Origin of the sequence: Streptomyces sp. NPDC016845 (genome assembly GCF_044332585.1) — a bacterium.
Classification (GTDB): Bacteria; Actinomycetota; Actinomycetes; order Streptomycetales; family Streptomycetaceae; genus Streptomyces.
Window position 1 is genome coordinate 128,677 of the sequence record NZ_JBIRPI010000001.1, and the last position, 21,292, is coordinate 149,968.

Here is a 21,292-nt window from a genome sequence, read left to right on the forward strand (position 1 = left end):
CGCGACCTGGCTCACCCGGCCACACCCCCCAGACAGAACTCCTAGACCGGCCCGGCCACTGCCGCGACCGTCTTCGGCAGCGAGATTCCCGATCCGTCGCGGCGCGGGTCCATCTCGGTCAGCTCGGCCGGCAGCCCATTCTTCTGCGCCGCGCGCGCGGGGGCCGGGCCCGCCCAGGCGAGGCTCAGGCAGTCCTCGCCCTTCAGGAACCGCTGGCATCGCACGCCACCGGTCGCGCGGCCCTTGCGCGGGTACTGGTCGAACGGGGTGAGTTTGGCCGTCGTCTGGACCGAGTCGTCGAGCGTGCCGCGCGAGCCCGCCACCGTGAAGACGACGGCGTCGGCCGCCGGGTCGACCGCGGTGAACGAGATGACCTTCGCTCCGGTCGCCAGCTTGATGCCGGCCATGCCGCCCGCGGGACGGCCCTGCGGGCGCACCATGGAGGCCTGGTAGCGCAGCAGCTGCGCGTCGTCCGTGACGAATACCAGGTCTTCCTCGCCGGTCCGCAGCTCCACCGCGCCGACGATCCGGTCACCGTCCTTGAGGGTGATGACCTCCAGCTCGTCCTTGTTGCTCGGATAGTCCGGCGTCACGCGCTTCACGACGCCTTGCTCGGTGCCGATCGCGATGCCCGGCGACGACTCGTCGAGGGTCGTCAGACAGACGACCTTCTCGTCCGCGCCGAGCGTGGAGAGGAACTCGGAGAGCGGGGCGCCGCCGGAGAGGTTCGGCGCGGAGGCTGTGTCCGGGAGCTGCGGCAGATCGATGACGTTCAGGCGCAGCAGCCGGCCCGAGGAGGTGACCGCGCCGATCTCGCCGCGGGCCGTCGCCGGTACCGCGGAGACGATCACGTCGTGCTTGGTGCGCTTCGCGTCCTCGTCGGCGGCGAACGGCTCGCCGTTGGCCGTACGGGCAAGCAGGCCGGTCGAGGAGAGCAGTACGCGGCACGGGTCGTCGGCCACCTGGAGCGGCACCGCGGCCACGGCCGGGCCCGACGACTCGAGCAGCACGGTGCGCCGGTCGGTGCCGAACTTCTTGGCCACCGCCGCCAGTTCCGTCGAGACGAGCTTGCGCAGCTCCGCGTCGGAGTCGAGGATCCCGGTCAGCTCGTCGATCTCGCCGTTGAGCTTGTCGCGCTCGGACTCCAGCTCGATGCGGTCGAACTTGGTGAGGCGGCGCAGCGGCGTGTCCAGGATGTACTGCGTCTGGATCTCGCTCAGCGAGAAGCGTCCGATGAGCCGCTCCTTGGCCTGCGCACTGTTGTCGCTGGAGCGGATGAGGCGGATGACCTCGTCGATGTCGAGCAGCGCGACGAGGAGGCCCTCGACCAGGTGGAGCCGGTCCCGCTTCTTGGTGCGGCGGAACTCGCTGCGGCGGCGCACGACCTCGAAACGGTGGTCCAGGTAGACCTCGAGCAGCTCCTTGAGGCCGAGCGTGAGCGGCTGACCGTCCACGAGGGCCACATTGTTGATGCCGAAGGACTCCTCCATCGGCGTCAGCTTGTAGAGCTGCTCGAGGACGGCCTCCGGGACGAAGCCGTTCTTGATCTCGATGACCAGGCGCAGGCCGTGCTCGCGGTCGGTGAGGTCCTTGACGTCGGCGATGCCCTGGAGCTTCTTGTTGCCGACAAGCTCCTTGATCTTGGCGACAACCTTCTCGGGGCCGACCGCGAAGGGCAGTTCGGTGACGACGAGGCCCTTGCGGCGCGCCGACACCGTGTCCACGGCGACCGTCGCCCGGATCTTGAAGGTGCCGCGCCCCGACTCGTACGCGTCCTTGATGCCGGACAGGCCGACGATCCGGCCGCCGGTGGGCAGGTCGGGCCCCGGCACGTACTTCATGAGTGTCTCGAGATCGGCGCCCGGGTGCTTGATCAAGTGCCGGGCGGCGGCGATCACTTCGCCCAGGTTGTGCGGCGCCATGTTGGTCGCCATGCCGACCGCGATGCCCGACGCCCCGTTCACCAACAGGTTCGGGTACGCCGCCGGGAGGACCAGGGGCTCCTGCTCCTGTCCATCGTAGTTCGGAGCGAAGTCGACCGTGTTCTCCGCAATCGACTCCGTCATCAGGTCGGCCGCCGGGTCCATGCGGCACTCGGTGTACCGCATCGCGGCCGGACGGTCGTCATTGCCCAGGGAGCCGAAGTTCCCGTGCCCGTCTACCAGGGGGACGCGCATGGAGAACGGCTGGGCGAGACGGACCAGGGCATCGTAGATCGACGCGTCGCCATGGGGGTGCAACTTACCCATGACCTCGCCGACGACGCGGGCGCACTTCACATAGCCGCGCTCGGGGCGCAGGCCCATCTCGTTCATCTGGTAGACGATCCGACGGTGGACGGGCTTCATCCCGTCGCGGGCGTCGGGCAGGGCGCGCGAGTAGATGACCGAGTACGCGTACTCCAGGTAGGAGCCCTGCATTTCGTCGACCACGTCGATGTCGAGGATCCTCTCCTCGAAATCGTCGGGCGGCGGGGTCTTCGTGCTGCGGCGGGCCATCGCTGCTGCGGCTCCTTCACCAACATCTACGGGAACATCTTTGGGAACTGTCGCGGACCATTGTGGACCGCCCCACTGACAACGCTGATCGCGACCCGTCCGAACGGGGCCGTCGACGGTCCGCGCGGAAGCCGCCGCGCTCGCTTACGGCGTACCCGGAGCGGGAACTTCGCCAGGTGGCCGCAGGCTTGCATACAGTGGCAGGACTGGCAGCGGTTTCGCCTTCACACAGTGGTCCGCGTCCTCAGTGCTTCCCGGTGTCACCAGTGCCACCAGTGGTACCAGCGGTATCAGTTTCTCAGCATTTTTCGATGTTCACGGTTCCCCCGCGATCGAAGGGACGTACATGCCCATGGGTCACACGGCCACCGCCGAGGCCGGCTCCGGCGGCCTGACAGCGACCGAGCACCGGCTGGCCAACGGCCTGCGTGTCGTGCTCTCCGAGGATCACCTGACCCCGGTCGCGGCGGTCTGCCTCTGGTACGACGTCGGCTCGCGCCACGAGGTCAAGGGGCGTACGGGCCTCGCTCACCTGTTTGAGCACCTGATGTTCCAGGGCTCCAAGCAGGTGCACGGCAACGGCCACTTCGAACTCGTCCAGGGTGCGGGCGGTTCGCTCAACGGCACGACGAGTTTCGAGCGCACGAACTACTTCGAGACCATGCCCGCCCACCAGCTGGAGCTCGCGCTGTGGCTGGAGGCCGACCGCATGGGCTCGCTCCTCACGGCCCTGGACGAGGAGTCGATGGAGAACCAGCGCGACGTCGTCAAGAACGAGCGGCGCCAGCGCTACGACAACGTGCCCTACGGCACCGCGTTCGAGAAGCTGACGTCCCTCATGTACCCGGAGGGCCACCCGTACCACCACACGCCCATCGGCTCCATGGCCGACCTGGACGCGGCCACCCTGGAGGACGCGCGGGCCTTCTTCCGCACCTACTACGCGCCCAACAACGCCGTGCTCTCCATCGTGGGCGACATCGACCCCGAGCAGACGCTCGCCTGGGTCGAGAAGTACTTCGGCTCGATCGCGGGACACGACGGCAAGCCCGCCCCGCGCGACGGCGCGCTGCCCGACGTGCTCGGCGAGCAGCGCCGCCAGGTCATCGAGGAGGAGGTCCCGGCGCGCGCCCTCATGGCGGCCTACCGGCTGCCCGAGGACGGCACGCGCGCGTGCGACGCCGCCGACCTCGCCCTGACCGTCCTCGGCGGCGGCGAGTCGTCCCGGCTCTTCAACCGCCTGGTGCGCCGCGACCGCACCGCCGTGGCCGCCGGGTTCGGCCTCCTCCGCCTGGCGGGGGCGCCCTCCATGGGCTGGCTGGACGTGAAGACCTCCGGAGACGTCGAGGTGCCGGTCATCGAGGCCGCCGTCGACGAGGAGCTCGCCCGGTTCGCCGAGGAGGGCCCCACGCCCGAGGAGATGGAGCGCGCCCAGGCGCAGCTGGAGCGAGAGTGGCTGGACCGGCTCGGCACCGTGGCGGGCCGCGCGGACGAACTGTGCCGCTTCGCCGTCCTGTTCGGCGACCCGCAGCTCGCCCTCACCGCCGTCGGCCGCGTCCTGTCCGTGACGGCCGAGGAGGTCCAGGAGGTCGCCAAGGCGCGTCTGCGCCCCGACAACCGTTCGGTCCTCGTGTACGAGCCGACGGCCCCCGCCGACACCGATGACGAGAGCGTCCCGAGCGACGAGGAGGCGGGCGCGTGACCGAGCAGCTCGCGACCATGGACTTCCACCCTCAGCCCCAGGCGGGCACCGCCAAGCCCTGGGCGTTCCCCGCCCCCGAGCGCGGCGAGCTGGCAAACGGCCTGACCGTGCTGCGCTGCCACCGTCCGGGGCAGCAGCTCGTCGCCGTCGAGATCAACCTCGACGCGCCGCTCGACGCCGAGCCCGCGGGCCTCGACGGCGTCGCCACGATCATGGCGCGCGCCTTCACCGAGGGCACCGACAAGCACTCCGCCGAGGAGTTCGCCGCCGAACTGGAGCGCTGCGGCGCCACGTTGGACGCCCACGCCGACCACCCCGGCGTCCGGGTCTCCCTCGAAGTGCCCGTCTCCCGCCTCCCCAGGGGCCTCGCGCTGCTCGCCGACGCCCTGCGCGCGCCCGCCTTCGCGGACAGCGAGATCGAGCGCCTGGTGCGCAACCGCCTGGACGAGATCCCGCACGAGAGCGCCAACCCGGCCCGGCGCGCCGCCAAGGAGCTCTCCAAGCAGCTCTTCCCGGCCGACGCGCGCGTGTCGCGCCCGCGCCAGGGCACCGAGAAGACCGTCGCCGCCATCGACGCGGCCGCCGTACGCGCCTTCTACGAGAAGCACGTACGCCCCGCCACTGGCACGGTCGTCGTCGTGGGCGACCTGGCGGGCACCGACCTCGACGCCCTGCTCGAGGACACGCTCGGCGCCTGGACCGGGAACACCACGGAGCCCCGCCCGGTCCCGGCGGTCACCGCCGACGACACCGGCCGCGTCATCATCGTGGACCGTCCGGGCGCGGTGCAGACGCAGCTGCTCATCGGCCGGATCGGGGCCGACCGGCACGATCGCGTGTGGGCCGCGCAGATCCTCGGCACGTACTGCCTGGGCGGCACGCTCACCTCGCGCCTGGACCGCGTCCTGCGCGAGGAGAAGGGCTACACCTACGGTGTGCGGGCCTTCTCCCAGGTGCTGCTCTCCGCGCCGGACGGGACGGGTGCCGCGATGCTCGCCATCAGCGGCTCCGTGGACACCCCGAACACCGGACCCGCGCTCGACGACCTGTGGAAGGTGCTGCGCACCCTGGCCGCCGAGGGTCTCACGGACGCCGAACGGGACACGGCCGTGCAGAACCTGGTAGGGGTGGCGCCGCTCAAGTACGAGACGGCCGCGGCCGTCGCGAGCACCCTCGCCGACCAGGACGAGCAGCACCTGACGGACGACTTCCAGGCGCAGCTGTACCGCCGGCTCGCCGAGACGGGCACCGTGGAGGCCACCGCCGCCGTCGTGAACGCCTTCCCGGCGGACCGCCTGGTGACGGTCCTCGTGGGTGACGCCGCGCAGATCGCGGAGCCCGTCAGGGCTCTCGGCATCGGTGAGGTGACCGTCGTCGCGGGCTGACCCCCGCCCCGTACGCCCCGGTTCGTCCCACGGAGCCCTGGCGGCCACCACGGCCGCCGGGGCTCTCTTGGTGTGAGTCGGCACGGATTGGCGTGGGTCGGCACGAGTTCCCGTATATGCCCGTTTTGGTACGGAGGTTGCCCGTCTGGCCTGTGGTGTGCGCTACAAAAGCCGGGATCCGTTTGTCGAACAAATGTGGTGCCCCTTAGCGTCAGTGCGGCTGTCCGCCAGACATGCGTCGCGCCCGCGACACCGGACAGTCATCGCCGAGTCCCCCACGGCGCGAGCCAGGGGAGCCGGGGACCCACCGCAGTCCCTGGGGTGAATCGGGCGCTCTTCCGGCCGTGAGGCAGGGGAGAGGGCCCGTAGGAGACCTTCCTGCTCCGAACCCGTCAGCTAACCCGGTAGGCGAGAGGGAAGGAAAGGATCAGCCACCGCATGGCGTTCACCCGTGCCACCGGGAAGCACCGTCGTCCGAGCCGCATCACGCGCACCACCGCGCAGGTCGCGGGCGTCGCCGCGCTCACCACGACCGGTGTCGTCGGCGGCCTCGCCGCCCCCGCGCTCGCCGCCCCCGCGGCCCCCGAGCAGAACGGCCTGACCCAGGCGATCGCCATCGGCGACTCCCTGGCCGCCCAGATCGACGCGCAGGCCACCGCCCAGCAGAAGGCCGCCGACGCGGCCGCCGCCAAGGCGAAGGCCGAGGCCGAGGCCAGGAAGAAGGCGGAGGAGGCCAAGCGCGAGGCCGAGGCGAAGGCCGCCAAGGAGCGCGAGGCCAAGGAGCGCGCCGCCCGCGAGGCCGAGCGCAAGCGCCTGCTCAACAGCTTCGTCGCGCCGATCTCCGGCTCGTACGTCTCCACGGGCTACCAGGCGAGCAGCGGCCTGTGGTCCTCCGGCAGTCACACCGGCATCGACTTCCACGCGGCGAGCGGCACGTCCGTGCACGCCGTCGGCGCGGGCACCGTCGTCGAGGCCGGCTGGGGCGGCGCGTACGGCAACAACATCGTGATCAAGATGAACGACGGTACGTACACCCAGTACGGTCATCTGTCCTCCATCGGCGTCTCCGTCGGCCAGGCGGTCACCCCCGGCCAGCAGATAGCCCTCTCCGGCGCCACCGGCAACGTCACGGGCCCGCACCTGCACTTCGAGGCCCGTACGAGCCCGGAGTACGGCTCCGACATGGACCCCCTGGCGTACCTGCGTTCGCACGGCGTCAACGTCTGACGTACGCGGCAACCGCCCCGCAAGGCCCGCAAGCCCTGAAAGCCCCGGCTCACCGAGCCGGGGCTTTCGCGTGCGACCGGGCCGCCCGCCGACTTCCCGGCCGTCCGGTCCTTGCCGTCTGGCCAAAAGTTATCCCTGAATTCCGGTCCGGCGTCGGAAATTCGGGAACCGTGGAATAGAGTCGGAGCGAAGTTGCTGTGAGCGCGCCCGCAAGGGCGTCGGTCAACCGCTTTGTGCGGGGATCAATAGCGGAGGTCGAAGCATGCGGATTCCCGCGCACTCGGTATGCACCGCGATTCGCGACGACATCGTCACGGGCGTCCACCCGCGCGGCAGCAGGCTCACCGAGGAGCTGCTCGCGCGCCGCTACGGGGTCTCGCGCGTGCCCGTGCGCGAGGCGCTGCGCACCCTGGAGGCCGAGGGGTTCGTCGTCACGCGCAGGCACGCGGGCGCGTGCGTGGCCGAACCCACCGGACAGGAGGCCGCCGACCTCCTGGAGGTCCGGCTGCTGATCGAACCGCTGGGCGCCGCACGGGCCGCGCAGCGCCGCACCGAGGCCCATCTGAAAGTCCTGCGCGGCCTGGTCAGGCTGGGTCAGGAGCGCTCCAGGGCGGACCGGGACGAGGATCTGCGCTCCCTGGACGGCTGGTTCCACGAGACGCTCGCGCAGGCCTCCGGCAGCCCCGGCCTGATCGCCCTGCTCGCTCAGCTCCGGCACAAGATCGCGTGGATGTACGCCGTGGAGAGCCCGGACCGGCCGGCCGAGTGCTGGGCCGAGCACGGCGCCATCGTCGACGCCGTGGCGCGCGGTGACGCCGAGCGCGCCCGCACGCTGACCGCCCGCCATGCCGAACGCACCGCGCCGGCCCACAAACTGCGGGTCCCGCGCGCGGGCGGCCCGGTGAGGACTTCGCAACATGCCGTAAACACGGCGAGGCTCCGGAATTAACAGAAAGCCCGTATACAAAGTGGTGGAGAATTCTTCGCTTATCGCGGGACCGAATTGGGCCGAAGTTCGAAAACGACGAAGCCGCGCGTCCCGAAAGGAATCGCGCGGCTGCGCCGTGAAAAACAGATCAGACGGTCTCGGGCAGCTCGTCGAGGCCCTCGGCGACCAGCTTCGCCAGCCGGTCGAGCGCGGCGTCCGCGCCCTCGGCGTCGGAGGCGAGGACGATCTCCTCGCCGCCCTGGGCGCCCAGGCCGAGCACGGCGAGCATGGACGCGGCGTTGACGGGGTTGCCGTCGGCCTTGGCGATCGTCACAGGGACGCCGGCCGCGGTGGCCGAGCGGACGAAGATGGAGGCGGGGCGGGCGTGGAGGCCCTCGGCCCAGCCGACGTTGACGCGGCGCTCAGCCATGTGATGCTGCCCTTCAGATGTTCCAAGGTTGTCTAGACCATTCTCACACACCGGGGAGCGTCGATCGACGTGGACCCGGGCCCCGTCGCTCGCCGCCTCTCGGCCATCCATAGCCTGCCTCCCACGCGCGCGGGACGCGACCCGTACGGCTTGTCGGTGCCCCGCTCTACTCTTGCGGCATGGAGACCGGCATGGAGACCCCGTCGGACGGGCACGCCTACCCCGCCCACTGGGAGGCGGACGTGGTGCTGCGCGACGGCGGCACCGCCCGCGTCAGGCCCATCACCCCGGCCGACGCGGAGCGCCTGACCAGCTTCTACGAGCAGGTCTCGGACGAGTCGAAGTACTACCGCTTCTTCGCGCCCTACCCGCGCCTGTCGGCCAAGGACGTCCACCGTTTCACCCATCACGACTACGTGGACCGCGTGGGGCTCGCCGCCACGGTGGGCGGCGAGTTCATCGCCACCGTCCGCTACGACCGGATCGACGCCACGGGCCGCCCCGCCTCCGCCCCCGCCGACGAGGCCGAGGTCGCCTTCCTCGTCCAGGACGCCCACCAGGGCAGAGGGGTGGCGAGCGCCCTTCTGGAGCACATCGCGGCCGTCGCGCGCGAGCGCGGCATCCGCCGGTTCGCCGCCGAGGTGCTGCCCGCCAACACCAAGATGATCAAGGTGTTCCGGGACGCCGGATACGTCCAGAAGCGCAGCTTCGAGGACGGCGTGGTCCGCCTCGAGTTCGGCCTGGAACCCACCGAGGCGTCCCTCGCGGTGCAACGCGCGCGTGAGCAGCGCGCCGAGGCCCGCTCCGTGCAGCGCCTCCTCGCCCCCGGCTCCGTCGCCGTGATCGGCGTCGGACGCGCACCGGGCGGAGTCGGCCGCGGCGTGCTCGACAACCTCAGGGACGCCGGATACACCGGCCGCCTCCACGCGGTGAACAAGGCGTTCCCTGAGGGCCTCACCGAGATCGACGGCATCCCCGCCCACCGCCGCGTGCGCGACATCGACCCCGCCGACCGCGTCGACCTGGCCGTCGTCGCCGTCCCCGCTCCGTACGTGCCCGAGGTCGTCGCCGAGTGCGGCGAACGCGGCGTACAAGGGCTGATCGTCGTCTCCGCCGGCTACGCGGAAAGCGGCGCCGAGGGCCGCGAACGCCAGCGGGAACTGGTCCGGCAGGCCCGCACCTACGGCATGCGCCTCATCGGGCCGAACGCGTTCGGGGTCGTCAACACCTCACCCGACGTCCGGCTCAACGCCTCCCTCGCCCCCGAGATGCCACGGCCGGGGCGCATCGGCCTGTTCGCCCAGTCCGGAGCCATCGGCATCGCCCTCCTCGCACGCCTGCACCGCAGGGGCGGCGGCGTCACCGGCGCCACCGGCATCTCCACGTTCGTCTCGGCGGGCAACCGCGCCGACGTCTCCGGCAACGACGTCCTGCAGTACTGGTACGACGACCCGGACACCGACGTCGCCCTCATGTACCTCGAATCCATCGGCAACCCGCGCAAGTTCACCCGCCTCGCGCGCCGCACCGCCGAGGCCAAGCCGCTCGTCGTCGTGCAGGGCGCCCGGCACAGCGGCATCGCCCCCACCGGGCACACCGTCCGGGCCACCCGCCTCCCGTACGCGACGGTCTCCGCGCTGCTGCGCCAGGCGGGTGTCATCCGCGTGGACACGATCACCGAACTCGTCGACACCGGCCTCCTCCTGGCCCGCCAGCCGCTCCCCGCGGGGCCGCGCGTCGCCATCCTCGGCAACTCCGAGTCGCTCGGCCTGCTCACCTACGACGTGTGCCTCTCCGAAGGACTGCGCCCCAAGCCGCCCCGCGACCTGACCACGGCGGCGACCCCGGCGGACTTCCGCGCCGCGCTCGACGAGGCGCTGGCCGACGACAAGACCGACGCCGTCGTCGTCACCGCGATGCCCGCGGTGGGGGAGGACCCGGCCGGGGACGCGGAGCTCGCGGCCGCCCTCAGCGCCGCCGCCGCGGTGGCCCCCGCCAAGCCCGTCCTCGTCGTCCACGTCGAACTGGGCGGCCTCGCCGAGGCGCTCTCCGCCGCGGCCAGCACCGGGCCCAACGCGCCCGACACGCGCGCGTCCCTGCCCATGCCCGCACCCGAGAGGGCACCCGAGGGCGCGCCGCGCCTCATCCCCGCGTACCCCGCGGCCGAGCGCGCCGTCCGCGCCCTGGCCGAGGTCGTGCGGTACGCCCAGTGGAGGCGCGACGCGGCCGAGCCCGGCAAGGTGCCCGAGTACGAGGACGTCGACGTGGCCGGGGCCGCCGCCCTCATCGACGAACTGCTCGCCAAGGAGGGCGACCCGCGCGGCCTCGAACTCACCGCCGAGCAGGCCCGCGACCTCCTCGCGCGCTACGGCATCGCCATTCGGCAGACCCTGCCCGCGCCCGACGCCACCGGCGCCGCCGAAGCCGCGCGCGCCCTCGGCTACCCCGTCGCCCTCAAGACGACCGCCCCGCACCTGCGCCACCGCGCGGACCTCGGCGGCGTACGCCTGGACCTCGCCGACGAGACGGACCTGCGGCGCGCGTACGAGGAGCTGACCGAGCACCTTGGCACCCCGGCCGAGCTGCGGCCCGTCGTGCAGTCCATGGCCCCGCGCGGCGTCGACACCGTCGTACGGGCCGTCATCGACCAGGCCGCGGGCGCGGTGCTCTCCTTCGGCCTGGCCGGCGCCCCGTCCGAACTGCTCGGCGACACCGTGCACCGCCTGGTCCCGGTGACCGACCGGGACGCGCAGTCGATGATCCGCTCCATCAAGACGGCACCGATGCTGTTCGGCTGGCGCGGCGCCGCCCCCGTCGACACCCCCGCCCTGGAGGAGCTGCTCCAGCGGGTCTCGCGCCTCGTCGACGACCACCCCGAGGTGGTCGGTGTCACGCTCGAACCCGTGGTCGTCGCCCAGCACGGCCTGACGGTGCTCGGCGCCACGGTCCGTCTCGCCCCGCCCCCCGCCCGCGACGACCTCGGCCCGCGCACCCTGCCCGTCGCCTACTGACCGCAGGCCTCCCGGCGGTTATCCACAGGCGCACCGGCAGCCTTCGTCCGGCCTTAGGATGGACCCCATGGCCAAGACCAGTACGACGACCCAAGGGCTGCGAGCGGCGATCGAGCGCAGCGGCTACTACCCGGCCCTCGTGGCCGAGGCGGTGGAGGCCGCGGTCGGCGGCGAGCCGATCTCGTCGTACCTCGTGCACCAGGAGACCACGTTCGACGCGAACGAGGTCCGCAGGCATGTCACCGTCCTGGTCCTGACCGGCACCCGCTTCATCGTCAGCCACACCGACGAGCAGGCCGCCGACACCACGTCCCCGACGCCGTACGCGACCACGTCCACGGAGTCCGTGAAGCTCGACCGGATCTCCTCGGTCGTCCTCAGCCGTGTCGTCGCCAATCCGGAGAAGTACGTACCGGGCACGCTCCCGCGCGAGGTCGTGCTCACCATCGGCTGGGGCGCCGTCTCCCGTATCGACCTGGAGCCCGCCGCCTGCGGCGACCCCAACTGCGAAGCGGACCACGGCTACACGGGCAGCTCCACCGCCGACGACCTGAGCCTGCGCGTCAGCGAGGCGGGCGACGGACCCGAGACCGTGCGCCAGGCCCTCGCCTTCGCGCAGGCGCTCTCCGAGGCCACCGTGGACGCGGGACGCCGATGACCCAGGCCGCCTGGGACGACGTAGAGCCGCTGCCCGTCCACACCGCTCCCGTCCCGGCGTACGGCACCGGATCGCTCGCCGACCTGCTGCCCACCCTCGGCTCCCACCTGGGCGTCCCCGGCTGCGAGGCCGTGATCCCCGAACTCACCCCGGCCGACCGTGCCTGCGTCTTCCTGATCGACGGCCTCGGCTGGGAGCAACTCAAGGCGCACCCGGGCGAGGCCCCGTTCCTCAGCTCCCTCATCGCGTCCTCGCGCGGCGGCACCGGCGCCCCGATCACCGCGGGCTACCCCGCCACCACCGCGACCTCCCTCGCCTCGGTCGGCACGGGCCTGCCGCCCGGCGCCCACGGCCTGCCCGGCTACACGGTGCGCAACCCCGCCACCGGCGAGCTGATGAACCAGCTCCGCTGGACCCCGTGGACGAAGCCGCACGTCTGGCAGCCGTACCCGACGATCTTCCAGCGCGCCCATGATGCCGGTGTCCACACGGCACAGGTCTCCGCGCCCGCCTTCCAGTCGACGCCCCTCACCAAGATCGCGCTCAGTGGCGGCACCTTCCACGGCCGCCTCTCCGGCGAGGACCGGATGGACCTGGCCGCGGCCCAGCTCGCCGTGGGGGACCGGTCTCTGGTCTACACGTACTACAGCGAGGTCGACGGCAAGGGCCACCGCTTCGGCGTCGACTCCGACCCCTGGCGCGGCCAGCTCATGTACGTGGACCGGCTCGCCCAGCGCCTCGCCGAGCAACTCCCGCCGCGCAGCGCCCTGTACGTGACCGCCGACCACGGCATGCTCGACATCCCCTTCGACGAGCAGTCGCGTATCGACTTCGACGAGGACTGGGAGCTGAGCGCGGGCGTCGCCCTGCTGGGCGGCGAGGGGCGCGCGCGCCACGTGTACGCGGTGCCCGGCGCGCAGGGTGACGTGCTCGCCGTCTGGCGCGAGGTACTCGGCGAGCAGTTCTGGGTCGCGAGCCGCGAGGAGGCGATCGCGGCGGGCTGGTTCGGGCCGCAGGTCGACGTACGGGTCCGCGAGCGGCTCGGCGACGTCATCGCCGCCGCCCGCGACGATGTGCTGATCACCGCCTCGCGCACCGAGCCGAAGGAGTCCCTGATGGTCGGCAACCATGGCTCGATGACCCCGGCGGAACAGCTCGTACCGCTCCTCGAAGTACGCCCCTGAAACCCGCTCCCCCTGTCGTCCGTCTCATCTCACGTGAAAGGTGCTCGTACCGCCATGCCCGAGCTGGTGTTCTTCTCCGGAACCATGGACTGCGGAAAGAGCACGCTGGCTCTGCAGATCGAGCACAACCGCTCGGCCCGCGGACTCCAGGGCATGATCTTCACCCGTGACGACCGGGCCGGCGAGGGCAAGCTCTCCTCCCGCCTCGGCCTGGTCACCGACGCCGTCGAGGTCGCCGACGACCTGGACGTGTACGCGTACGTCGTGGACCGCCTCTCGCAGGGCGGCAAGGTGGACTACGTGATCGCGGACGAGGCGCAGTTCCTCGCGCCGGGCCAGATCGACCAGCTCGCCCGCGTCGTCGACGACCTCGACCTCGACGTCTTCGCGTTCGGCATCACCACCGACTTCCGCTCCAAGCTGTTCCCCGGCTCGCAGCGCCTGGTCGAACTCGCCGACCGCGTCGAGGTGTTGCAGGTCGAGGCGCTCTGCTGGTGCGGCGCCCGCGCCACGCACAACGCCCGCACCATAAACGGCGAGATGGTCGTCGAGGGCGCCCAGGTCGTCGTCGGCGACGTCAACCACGCCGAGGACGAGATCGGCTACGAGGTGCTGTGCAGGCGCCACCACCGCAAGCGCACGACGAGCGCGACGGCGCGGGCGGCGGCCCTGTCGCCCGACGTGCTCCCCGTGGCCTGAGGCCGCCCGTTCTCCGGCCGGATCAGGACGGCGGCGACGTCACGAGCGCGAACTCCGCCCCCTCCGGGTCCGCCACCCGCGCGACCCTGCCGAGCGACCCGTTCCGTGCGGCCGTCACGGTGTGGCCGCCCAGGTCGGCGACCCGCTCCACCGCCTCGTCCACGTTGCTGACCTCGAAGTACGTCATCCAGTGCGATCCGCGATGGCGCGGCAGGGCATGCCCCACGCCCTGCACCGAGGCCACCGGACGCCCCTCCACGAGCAGCGTCAGACAGTCGAAGTCGGCGGAGACGACGGCCTCCTCGGTGTAGCCGAAGACCGACTGGTAGAACTTCGAGACGCTCGAGGTGTCCCGCGTCACCAGCTCGTTCCACGCCACCGCGCCGGGTACGCCCGTCACCGTCATCCCCAGGTGCTCCGCCGCCTGCCAGATGCCGAACACGGCGCCCGACGGGTCGGAGCCGATGGCCATGCGGCCCGCCTCGCCCGCGTCCAGCGGGCCCACGCCGACGGTGCCGCCGCACTGCCGCACCGACGCGGCGGTCCCGTCCACGTCGTCCGAGGCCAGATAGGGGGTCCAGGCGATCGGCAGGTGCCGGTCGGGCGGCAGTTCGCCGATTCCGGCCACCTCCCTGCCGTCGAGGAGGGCCCGCGCGTACGGGCCGAGCTGCTGGGGGCCCGGCCGGAACTCCCAGCCGAACAGTGCCCCGTAGAACTCCTGGGTCGCGGCCATGTCGTGCACCATCAGACTCACCCAGCAGGGTGTCCCCGGCGCACGCCTGGCTGCTGCCTCGGTCATCGTCACTCTCTCCTCGGAATGGAACCCTCGGAACGGACCCCTCAAGGGCCCGCACCCGGGAACCCACGTATCGTCGCGCCCGTGCTCGATGGTGGCACTCCGTGCCGCGGGGCGCTTCCTGGCCGCGCCGAATCCGCTGGGCTCCGCACAGAGAATGCCCGAAACGTTGTTTCTCAGACGTTTCCGCGCCACGACCCGGCCGTGTCCGACCGAATGACGCTCGGTAGTCGATCGAGCACGCTATCCGAAGGTGGGCGCTCGGGCCAGACCATGAGCAAGGATGACCCCCATGAATGCCATCATCACCGCATCCGACCTCGCGGGCGAGCTGGCGGGCGAACACCCGCCCGTGTTGCTGGACGTCCGCTGGCAGCTCAGTACCGCGAAAGCCACGGGGGAGCCGGCGTTCGACGGCCGCGCGGAGTACGTCGCGGGCCATGTCCCCGGCGCCGTCTTCGTCGACCTCGACACGGAACTCGCCGGTCACGCCGGTGCGGGCGGCGGCAGGCACCCGTTGCCCGACCTTGCCGCCTTCGGCGCGGCGATGCGCGCGGCGGGCGTCTCGGCCGACCGTGACGTCGTGGTGTACGACGGCGGGCAGGGCTGGGCCGCGGCCCGCGCCTGGTGGCTGCTGCGCTGGACGGGCCACCCGTCCGTACGGGTCCTGGACGGCGGCCTCGCCGCCTGGGACGGCCCGCTCAAGGAGGGGGCCCGGACGCCGGGCGAGCCCGGCACCTTCGAACCTGCACCCGGTGCCACCGGCCTCCTCGACGCGGACGGCGCCGCCGCTCTCGCCCGCTCCGGGCTCCTCCTGGACGCCCGCGCCGCCGAGCGCTACCGGGGCGACGTGGAGCCCATCGACCGCGTCGGCGGCCACATCCCGGGCGCCGTCTCGGCGCCGACCACGGAGAACGTCGGGGCGGACGGCCGGTTCCGCCCGGCCGCCGAACTCACCGACCGCTTCAAGGCCCTGGGCGCGACCGGGGGAGCGGGCGAAGTCGGCGTCTACTGCGGCTCGGGCGTGTCCGGCGCCCACGAGGTCCTGGCGCTCGCGGTGGCGGGCATCGACGCACAGCTGTACGTGGGCTCGTGGTCGGAGTGGTCCGCCGACACGTCCCGCCCGGTGGCGACGGGCCCGGACCCGCAGTAGCGGTCACGCGTACGTCGTAGGGCCCGCGCCGATCAGTCCGCGCGGGCCACTCACATACGGCTGCACTCAGCAGTACTCACTCCTGCTTTTTGAGTACTTACTCCTGCTTCTTGCGGCGCGTGCCGAAGACGATCTCGTCCCAGCTCGGCACCGCGGCGCGGCGTCCGGGGCGCACCCCGTCGGCCTCGGCCTGGCGGTCGGTGGTGCCGGTGAGGCGGTCCCGGTGGCCCGCGACGCTGCGCGGCATCAGCACGTCCGCGTACGCGGCTCCGGCCCCGGCCGACGCGGCGGGCGCGGCGGGCTCCTCAAGCTCGACGGCGGCGGGCGGCTCCGGCTCCTCCTGTGGCGGCTCGGGAGCCGTCGTCGGACGCTCGGGCACCACGATGTCGCCGCGGTAGCTGGGGACGGCCTCCAGGAGGCTTGTCAGCGAGTCGCGCTCCGAGGAGGAGGCGATCGCCGGCAGGTTCTCCTCGGCGGGCGGCTCCGGCGGCGCGGGACGCTCCAACTGCCGGTCGAGAGCGCGGTCCAGGGGGCGGTCCCTGGGCAGTCGCGCGATCCGCGGCACGAAGGGGAACGTGGGTTCGGGCGCGCCGATGTCGTCGGACTCGCCGATCAGCGAGCGCGCCTCGTCGTCCACGGCCTGGACGAGCCTGCGGGGCGGGTCGTACGTCCAGCTCGCCGAGTGCGGTTCGCCCGCGACCCGGTAGACGAGCAGGACCTCCCAGGTGCCGTCGTCGCGGCGCCAGGAGTCCCACTGCACGGTCTCCTTGTCGGCGCCGCGCAGCAGCAGCCGCTCCTGCACCGCCTCGCCGAGCTGGGGGCCGGTGTTCTCGCCGGGCCGGCGCACGGGGGTCTTTCTGGCCCGCTCGGCCATGAAGGCGCGCTCCGCGAGCACGGGGCCCTCGAAGCGGCGTACGCGGTCCACCGGGATGCCCGCGAACTGGGCGACCTCCTCGGCGGACGCGCCTGCCCGTATACGCGCCTGAATGTCGCGTGGGCGGAGGTGGCTCTCCACCTCGATCTCGATCTGGCCGAGGCGCGGACGATCGCCGCGCACGGCGGCCCGGAGGCGCTCATCGATCGGAAGCGTGTACTCCGTGCTGTCCGCAGCCTTCAGCACCAGCCGTGTGCCGTCGTTAGAGACGGCCACGACACGCAGTTCGGGCATGGGGACCTCCCGGGTGGTGCCTGCCGACGTCACGTGCGTCGCTGCTTCCGCTAGTCGAGTGTGGCCTGCCCGGGTGCAGCCTGCCACAACCTTGCCGAGTTGCCCGGCGTGTCGGGCATCGGCCCGAGAGCGCCGTTATGGCACGGTTATCCGTTCGCAACGCTAAGTGACAAAAGTCGTCACCCTGTGCAACGAGCCCCCTCCCGGTGGTCCTGGAAGGCCCCGGACACCCTGGCGGGAGACCGGACCCAGGGCTCGCAACAGTACTCCATTCGGGCCACTCGCGTGGATCGGCGCGCCGCCGAAGTTCTCGTGCCGTGCGGGAGTTGGGCCCGGGGCGCCTTGGGTGTGTGTCCGATTCGCGACGGATGCGCGTGGCGTGCTTCACGGAATCTCCAGAAACGGAACTGACTGCTTCGGCCATACGTCCCTTTCTCATACGGCACAGGAAGTTCGCGTAGCCTCGGGAGCTTCAGTGTGAAATAAGGCGGTATGTCGAGAAAGGCTGGTCAGAACCGGAGATGGGTGAGAGGCCGGACAACTCCCGCGACGAGCAAGGCGGGCAGGGTGCGCCCCAGGGGAAGAAGCGGCTGGATCTGAGCGTGCCTCAGGTGGCGGGCAGTGCCGTCGCCGCGGTCGTGGCCGCCAAACTCGCCTCCAGCTTCGGCGTCTACGGGACGATCCTCGGCGCCGGCGTGGTCAGCGCCATCGCCACCTGCGGCGGCACCGTCTTCCAGCACTTCTTCCGCCGCACCGGTGAGCAGATACGTGACGTCGCGGTGCAGACGAAGCCCAAGGGGCAGCAGATACCGGTGACGGCGCAGGGCCGTCCCGTACCGCGCACGTTCCGCTCGGACGCCTCGCTGGGCGCCACGGACGCCACGGACGTCACGAAGGCCATGGAGCCCGGCGCGCTGCCCACGACCACGACGTGGGGGACGGGGGCGGAGGTGGCCGCCACGGAGGGGCTGCTCGGTACGACGGGTCGGGACTCCGAGGAGACGCGGCTGCTCGGCACGGCGGCCGCGGACTTCGGGGAGGCGCGGCTGCTCGGCACGGTGACCACAGACTCCGCTGAGACGCGGCTGCTCGGTACGGCGGCCGCCGACTTCGAGGAGACGCGGCTGCTCGGCACCGCCGACCCGGACAAGACGCAGCTCCTCAGGGCCGGCGCGCCCGGCGTCGACGACGCCACGCGCGCGTTGCGGCCCGCCGCGGAGCTGCCGCCCGCCGACGAGGAGTTCACCGAGGGCACCGTCCACCGCACTCGCGTCAAGAGCTGGAAGCGGCCGCTGATCGCCGCGGCCGTCGTCTTCGGCGTCACCATGGGCGGCATCACGACGTACGAGCTGGTGGCGGGGCACAGCTTCAGCGGGGACAGCGGCAGCACCACGTTCCGGGACGCCCTCAGCGGGCACCGCTCGGCCGGGGACGACGACGGGGACGGCGACTCCACCCCCGGCACCACGCAGCCGTCCGACGGCAGCAGCAGCGGTTCCGACAGCGGCTCGCAGCAGGGCGACGGCTCCTCGACGGACGGGAGCGGGACGCCCACCCCGACGCCGAGCGACAGCGCCGGTTCGGGCGACGGCTCCGGCTCCGGCACGGGCTCGGACACCGGCTCCGGCACGGGTTCGGACCCTGGCTCGGACAGCGGTTCGGACAGTGGGTCGGACTCCGGTGACGGCCGGTCGACGCCGACCACGACGCCCACGCCGACCCCGTCGCAGAGCGCGGGACCGGGCGCGGACACCGGGTCGGGCACGGGGGCCGGTCAGCAGAGCCCGGCCCAGTGAAGGCGCTCAGTCGCCGAGGATCCGGCGCAGGTAGGCGTTGCCGAAGAGCCGGTCCGGGTCCAGGCGGTCGCGCAACTCCGTGAACTCGCCGAAGCGCGGGTACGCCTCGGCGAAGTACGCCGCGTCACGCGTGTGCATCTTGCCCCAGTGCGGGCGCCCCTCGTGCGCGGTGAAGATCCGCTCGGCGGCCGTGAAGTACCGCTGGTACGGGGTGCCCTTGTACATGTGGACCGCGATGTAGGCGCTCTCGCGGCCGGACGCCGTGGACAGCGCGATGTCGTCGGCGGGGGCGGTGCGGACCTCCACCGGGAAGCTGACGCGCAGGGTCGAGCGGTCCACCATGGACTTCAGCTCGCGCAGCGTCTCCACGAGCGCCTCGCGCGGAACGGCGTACTCCATCTCCACGAAGCGCACGCGGCGCGGAGATGTGAAGACCTTGTAGGGAATGTCGGTGTAGGTCCGCGCGGAGAGCGCCTTGCTGGAGATCTTGGCGATCGTCGGAATCGTGGCGGGCACCGCGCGGCCGAGCGAGTTGACCACCTGGAAGAGGCTGTTGGAGAGCAGCTCGTCCTCGATGAAGCCGTTGATCCGCGAGACGGGGGCCTCGGGCCCGGCGCTGCGGTTGTTGCGCTTGGTGTTGCAGTTGCCGGTGTGCGGGAACCAGTAGAACTCGAAGTGCTCGTTCTCGGCGTGCAGCTCGTCGAAGTCGGCCATGACCCGGTCGAAGGGCATCGGCTCCTCCCGCGCGGTGAGCAGGAAGACCGGCTCCACGGCGAAGGTGATGGCCGTGATGATCCCGAGCGCGCCGAGGCCGATCCGGGCGGCCGCGAAGACCTCCGGGTTCTCCTTCTCGGAGCAGGTGAGCAGCTCCCCGCCCGCCGTCAGCAGTTCGAGCCCTTTGATCTGCGCGGCGATCGACGCGGAGTCGCGGCCCGTGCCGTGGGTGCCGGTGCTGGTGGCGCCGGAGACGGTCTGCTCCATGATGTCGCCCATGTTGGTGAGCGACAGGCCTTCGCGGGCGAGTGCCAGGTTGAGCCGCTTGAGCGGAGTGCCCGCCTCGACCGTGACCGTCATGTTGGCGCGGTCAATGGTGCGGATACCGGTCAACAGTTGAGGGCGTATCAACACCCCGTCGGTGGCCGCGGTCGCCGTGAAGGAGTGACCCGTCCCGACGGCCTTCACCTTTAGACCGTCCCGCGCCGCCCGGCGCACCGCGGCGGACAGTTCCTCCACGGACGCGGGCGTCACCTCCCGTACGGGACGCGCGGTGACGTTCCCCGCCCAGTTACGCCACGCTCCGCCGCTCTTCGAGCCGCTGCTCGTCTGCGCCGTGCTCATCGGTAGTTCCTCCCCGCCGCGGAACCGGCTGCTTCAGCCGGCGGTAGCCGAGGAACGCGACCAGGACCGCGACGGCGCCGGCGATCCCCGGAACCCCGTACCCGGCCTTCGCACCGGCGGCGTCGATCACCCAGCCGCCCGCGGAGGAGCCGAGCGCGACACCGACCGCGAGCCCGGTGCTCACCCATGTCATGCCCTCGGTCAGTTTCGCGCGTGGTACGTGCTGCTCGACGAGGGCCATCGTCGTGATCATCGTCGGCGCGATGGACAGGCCCGCAACGAAGAGCGCCACGGCCAGAAACGCCAGGTTCCCGACCAGTTGGAGGGGGATCATACTCACGGCCATCGCCAAGACTCCCAGCAACCACCTGCGCGCGGGCGCCCCCTCGAAGTGCAGCAGACCGAACACGGCGCCCGCGACACAGGACCCGGCGGCGTACACGGCGAGCACCACGCTGGCCAGGGACTTGTGTCCCTGGTCCTCGGCGAACGCCACCGTCACCACGTTGACAGCGCCGAAGATCGCGCCCGTCGCCATGAACGTGGCCACCAGGACCTGCAGCCCACGCGCGCGGAGCGCCGATCCGCCGCCATGCTGCTCGCGGGGGTGCGGCGTGGGCTCGGTGGCGCGCTGCGCGGTCAGCCAGAAGACGCCCACGGCGAGGAAACAGCCCGCGAGGAGCGGCCCGGCTTCGGGGAACCAGGCCGTGGACAGGCCGATCGAGATGATCGGCCCGAAGATGAAGCAGACTTCGTCGATCACGGACTCGAAGGAGTACGCCGTATGCAGCCGGCGCGGGGTGTTCCCGTACAGGACCGCCCACCGCGCGCGGATCATCGAGCCGACGCTCGGGACGCAGCCGATGAACGCGGCCCACAGGAACAGCGTCCAGTCCGCAGCCTCGTACTTCGCGCACAGCAGCATTCCGGCGACCGCGGCGAGCGAGACCAGCGTGGCCGGGCGGAGCACGGGCCGCTGGCCGTACCGGTCGACCAGGCGCGAGATCTGCGGCCCGATCACTGCGGCGGACAGCGCCACCGTCGCGGACAGGGCGCCCGCGAGGCCGTAGCGCCCGGTCAGCTGCGAGACCATGGTCACGATGCCGATGCCCATCATCGACAGGGGCATCCGGCCCAGGAACCCGGCCAACGAGAAGCTCTTGGTGCCGGGCAGGGCGAATATGGCGCGGTACGGGCTGGGCAACGGAACTCCGGCGGAACGTGACAGGGCAGGACTGGGGCAGGACTGGGCAGGGGCGGGCGTAAGGGGTAAGTCGCTTATGTGGCCGATACAGCTTACGCGTGTCAGGGACCGGACG

At 71.8% G+C, this 21,292-nt stretch carries 16 protein-coding genes and 1 riboswitch; of the genes, 10 read left to right on the forward strand and 6 right to left on the reverse strand.

Annotated elements, in window-relative coordinates; translation table 11 throughout:
* Positions 1 to 41: 41 nt before the first annotated feature.
* On the reverse strand, positions 42 to 2,498 hold the full coding sequence (locus tag ACH4RC_RS00540) for a DNA topoisomerase (ATP-hydrolyzing) subunit A (protein ID WP_398193256.1): 2,457 nt from the start codon (positions 2,496 to 2,498) through the stop codon (positions 42 to 44).
* A gap of 346 nt (positions 2,499 to 2,844) precedes the next feature.
* Between ACH4RC_RS00540 and ACH4RC_RS00545 the strand changes: the two genes are divergently transcribed.
* The 4 genes from ACH4RC_RS00545 to ACH4RC_RS00560 all read left to right on the forward strand — a co-directional run bounded on the left by ACH4RC_RS00545 (position 2,845) and on the right by ACH4RC_RS00560 (position 7,761).
* Positions 2,845 to 4,200 carry a M16 family metallopeptidase gene (locus ACH4RC_RS00545; RefSeq protein ID WP_398193258.1) on the forward strand — a complete coding sequence of 452 codons (1,356 nt, stop codon included), beginning with the start codon at positions 2,845 to 2,847 and terminating at the stop codon, positions 4,198 to 4,200.
* Positions 4,201 to 4,217: 17 nt separating this feature from the next.
* A complete protein-coding gene (locus tag ACH4RC_RS00550; RefSeq protein WP_398195598.1) occupies positions 4,218 to 5,585 on the forward strand; it encodes a M16 family metallopeptidase in 1,368 nt (455 codons plus the stop codon).
* Positions 5,586 to 5,839: 254 nt separating this feature from the next.
* A riboswitch (cyclic di-AMP (ydaO/yuaA leader) is annotated at positions 5,840 to 6,011 on the forward strand.
* A gap of 12 nt (positions 6,012 to 6,023) precedes the next feature.
* Complete coding sequence (locus ACH4RC_RS00555) at positions 6,024 to 6,812, forward strand: M23 family metallopeptidase (protein ID WP_398193261.1); 789 nt, start codon at positions 6,024 to 6,026, stop codon at positions 6,810 to 6,812.
* Positions 6,813 to 7,074: 262 nt separating this feature from the next.
* Positions 7,075 to 7,761, forward strand: coding sequence for a GntR family transcriptional regulator (locus ACH4RC_RS00560; protein ID WP_398193264.1), 687 nt, complete (start codon positions 7,075 to 7,077; stop codon positions 7,759 to 7,761).
* Between the two features lie 127 nt (positions 7,762 to 7,888).
* On the opposite strand, the gene ACH4RC_RS00565 is transcribed toward ACH4RC_RS00560, so the two are convergent.
* Positions 7,889 to 8,170, reverse strand: a complete 282-nt coding sequence (locus ACH4RC_RS00565) for an HPr family phosphocarrier protein (protein WP_398193267.1) — start codon at positions 8,168 to 8,170, stop codon at positions 7,889 to 7,891.
* Between the two features lie 191 nt (positions 8,171 to 8,361).
* Between ACH4RC_RS00565 and ACH4RC_RS00570 the strand changes: the two genes are divergently transcribed.
* From ACH4RC_RS00570 to ACH4RC_RS00585, 4 genes are all read left to right on the forward strand, one after another.
* Positions 8,362 to 11,181, forward strand: coding sequence for a GNAT family N-acetyltransferase (locus ACH4RC_RS00570; protein WP_398195601.1), 2,820 nt, complete (start codon positions 8,362 to 8,364; stop codon positions 11,179 to 11,181).
* Between the two features lie 67 nt (positions 11,182 to 11,248).
* Complete coding sequence (locus tag ACH4RC_RS00575; RefSeq protein ID WP_361077160.1) at positions 11,249 to 11,839, forward strand: DUF5998 family protein; 591 nt, start codon at positions 11,249 to 11,251, stop codon at positions 11,837 to 11,839.
* Positions 11,836 to 13,023 (forward strand): alkaline phosphatase family protein, encoded by a 1,188-nt coding sequence (locus ACH4RC_RS00580; RefSeq protein WP_398193270.1) that lies wholly within the window; start codon positions 11,836 to 11,838, stop codon positions 13,021 to 13,023. Before ACH4RC_RS00575 ends, ACH4RC_RS00580 begins: the two co-directional genes overlap by 4 nt.
* Before the next feature lie 54 nt (positions 13,024 to 13,077).
* Complete coding sequence (locus ACH4RC_RS00585; protein WP_398193272.1) at positions 13,078 to 13,722, forward strand: thymidine kinase; 645 nt, start codon at positions 13,078 to 13,080, stop codon at positions 13,720 to 13,722.
* 22 nt (positions 13,723 to 13,744) lie between these two features.
* Here the strand turns inward: ACH4RC_RS00585 and ACH4RC_RS00590 are convergent, their stop codons facing one another.
* Positions 13,745 to 14,521, reverse strand: coding sequence for a VOC family protein (locus ACH4RC_RS00590; RefSeq protein WP_398193275.1), 777 nt, complete (start codon positions 14,519 to 14,521; stop codon positions 13,745 to 13,747).
* 289 nt (positions 14,522 to 14,810) lie between these two features.
* Here ACH4RC_RS00590 and ACH4RC_RS00595 point away from each other — a divergent pair, with 289 nt between their 5' ends.
* Positions 14,811 to 15,671, forward strand: coding sequence for a sulfurtransferase (locus tag ACH4RC_RS00595; protein ID WP_398193277.1), 861 nt, complete (start codon positions 14,811 to 14,813; stop codon positions 15,669 to 15,671).
* A gap of 97 nt (positions 15,672 to 15,768) precedes the next feature.
* Here ACH4RC_RS00595 and sepH read toward each other — a convergent pair whose 3' ends face one another.
* The gene (gene sepH / locus ACH4RC_RS00600) at positions 15,769 to 16,839 is read right to left on the reverse strand and encodes a septation protein SepH (RefSeq protein ID WP_398193279.1); all 1,071 of its coding nucleotides are present in this window, start codon (positions 16,837 to 16,839) and stop codon (positions 15,769 to 15,771) included.
* Positions 16,840 to 17,360: 521 nt separating this feature from the next.
* On the opposite strand from sepH, the gene ACH4RC_RS00605 reads away from it, so the two are divergent.
* Positions 17,361 to 18,635, forward strand: coding sequence for a hypothetical protein (locus ACH4RC_RS00605; RefSeq protein ID WP_398193281.1), 1,275 nt, complete (start codon positions 17,361 to 17,363; stop codon positions 18,633 to 18,635).
* Positions 18,636 to 18,641: 6 nt separating this feature from the next.
* Here ACH4RC_RS00605 and ACH4RC_RS00610 read toward each other — a convergent pair whose 3' ends face one another.
* Positions 18,642 to 19,973: a D-arabinono-1,4-lactone oxidase gene (locus ACH4RC_RS00610; protein ID WP_398193282.1), complete on the reverse strand. Its 1,332-nt coding sequence runs from the start codon at positions 19,971 to 19,973 to the stop codon at positions 18,642 to 18,644.
* Positions 19,921 to 21,177, reverse strand: a complete 1,257-nt coding sequence (locus tag ACH4RC_RS00615; RefSeq protein WP_398193284.1) for an MFS transporter — start codon at positions 21,175 to 21,177, stop codon at positions 19,921 to 19,923. Before ACH4RC_RS00615 ends, ACH4RC_RS00610 begins: the two co-directional genes overlap by 53 nt.
* Positions 21,178 to 21,292 lie beyond the last annotated feature (115 nt).

Excerpts from the sequence above, each read along its gene's own strand:
- ACH4RC_RS00570 (WP_398195601.1), top strand. The coding sequence starts at position 8,362 with ATGGAGACCCCGTCGGACGGGCACGCCTACCCCGCCCACTGGGAGGCG.
- ACH4RC_RS00555 (WP_398193261.1), top strand. The coding sequence starts at position 6,024 with ATGGCGTTCACCCGTGCCACCGGGAAGCACCGTCGTCCGAGCCGCATC.
- ACH4RC_RS00585 (WP_398193272.1), top strand. The coding sequence starts at position 13,078 with ATGCCCGAGCTGGTGTTCTTCTCCGGAACCATGGACTGCGGAAAGAGC.
- ACH4RC_RS00595 (WP_398193277.1), top strand. The coding sequence starts at position 14,811 with ATGAATGCCATCATCACCGCATCCGACCTCGCGGGCGAGCTGGCGGGC.
- ACH4RC_RS00575 (WP_361077160.1), top strand. The coding sequence starts at position 11,249 with ATGGCCAAGACCAGTACGACGACCCAAGGGCTGCGAGCGGCGATCGAG.
- ACH4RC_RS00540 (WP_398193256.1), bottom strand. The coding sequence starts at position 2,498 with ATGGCCCGCCGCAGCACGAAGACCCCGCCGCCCGACGATTTCGAGGAG.
- sepH (WP_398193279.1), bottom strand. The coding sequence starts at position 16,839 with ATGCCCGAACTGCGTGTCGTGGCCGTCTCTAACGACGGCACACGGCTG.
- ACH4RC_RS00560 (WP_398193264.1), top strand. The coding sequence starts at position 7,075 with ATGCGGATTCCCGCGCACTCGGTATGCACCGCGATTCGCGACGACATC.
- ACH4RC_RS00580 (WP_398193270.1), top strand. The coding sequence starts at position 11,836 with ATGACCCAGGCCGCCTGGGACGACGTAGAGCCGCTGCCCGTCCACACC.
- ACH4RC_RS00610 (WP_398193282.1), bottom strand. The coding sequence starts at position 19,973 with ATGAGCACGGCGCAGACGAGCAGCGGCTCGAAGAGCGGCGGAGCGTGG.
- ACH4RC_RS00590 (WP_398193275.1), bottom strand. The coding sequence starts at position 14,521 with ATGACCGAGGCAGCAGCCAGGCGTGCGCCGGGGACACCCTGCTGGGTG.
- ACH4RC_RS00605 (WP_398193281.1), top strand. The coding sequence starts at position 17,361 with ATGGGTGAGAGGCCGGACAACTCCCGCGACGAGCAAGGCGGGCAGGGT.
- ACH4RC_RS00550 (WP_398195598.1), top strand. The coding sequence starts at position 4,218 with ATGGACTTCCACCCTCAGCCCCAGGCGGGCACCGCCAAGCCCTGGGCG.
- ACH4RC_RS00565 (WP_398193267.1), bottom strand. The coding sequence starts at position 8,170 with ATGGCTGAGCGCCGCGTCAACGTCGGCTGGGCCGAGGGCCTCCACGCC.
- ACH4RC_RS00545 (WP_398193258.1), top strand. The coding sequence starts at position 2,845 with ATGCCCATGGGTCACACGGCCACCGCCGAGGCCGGCTCCGGCGGCCTG.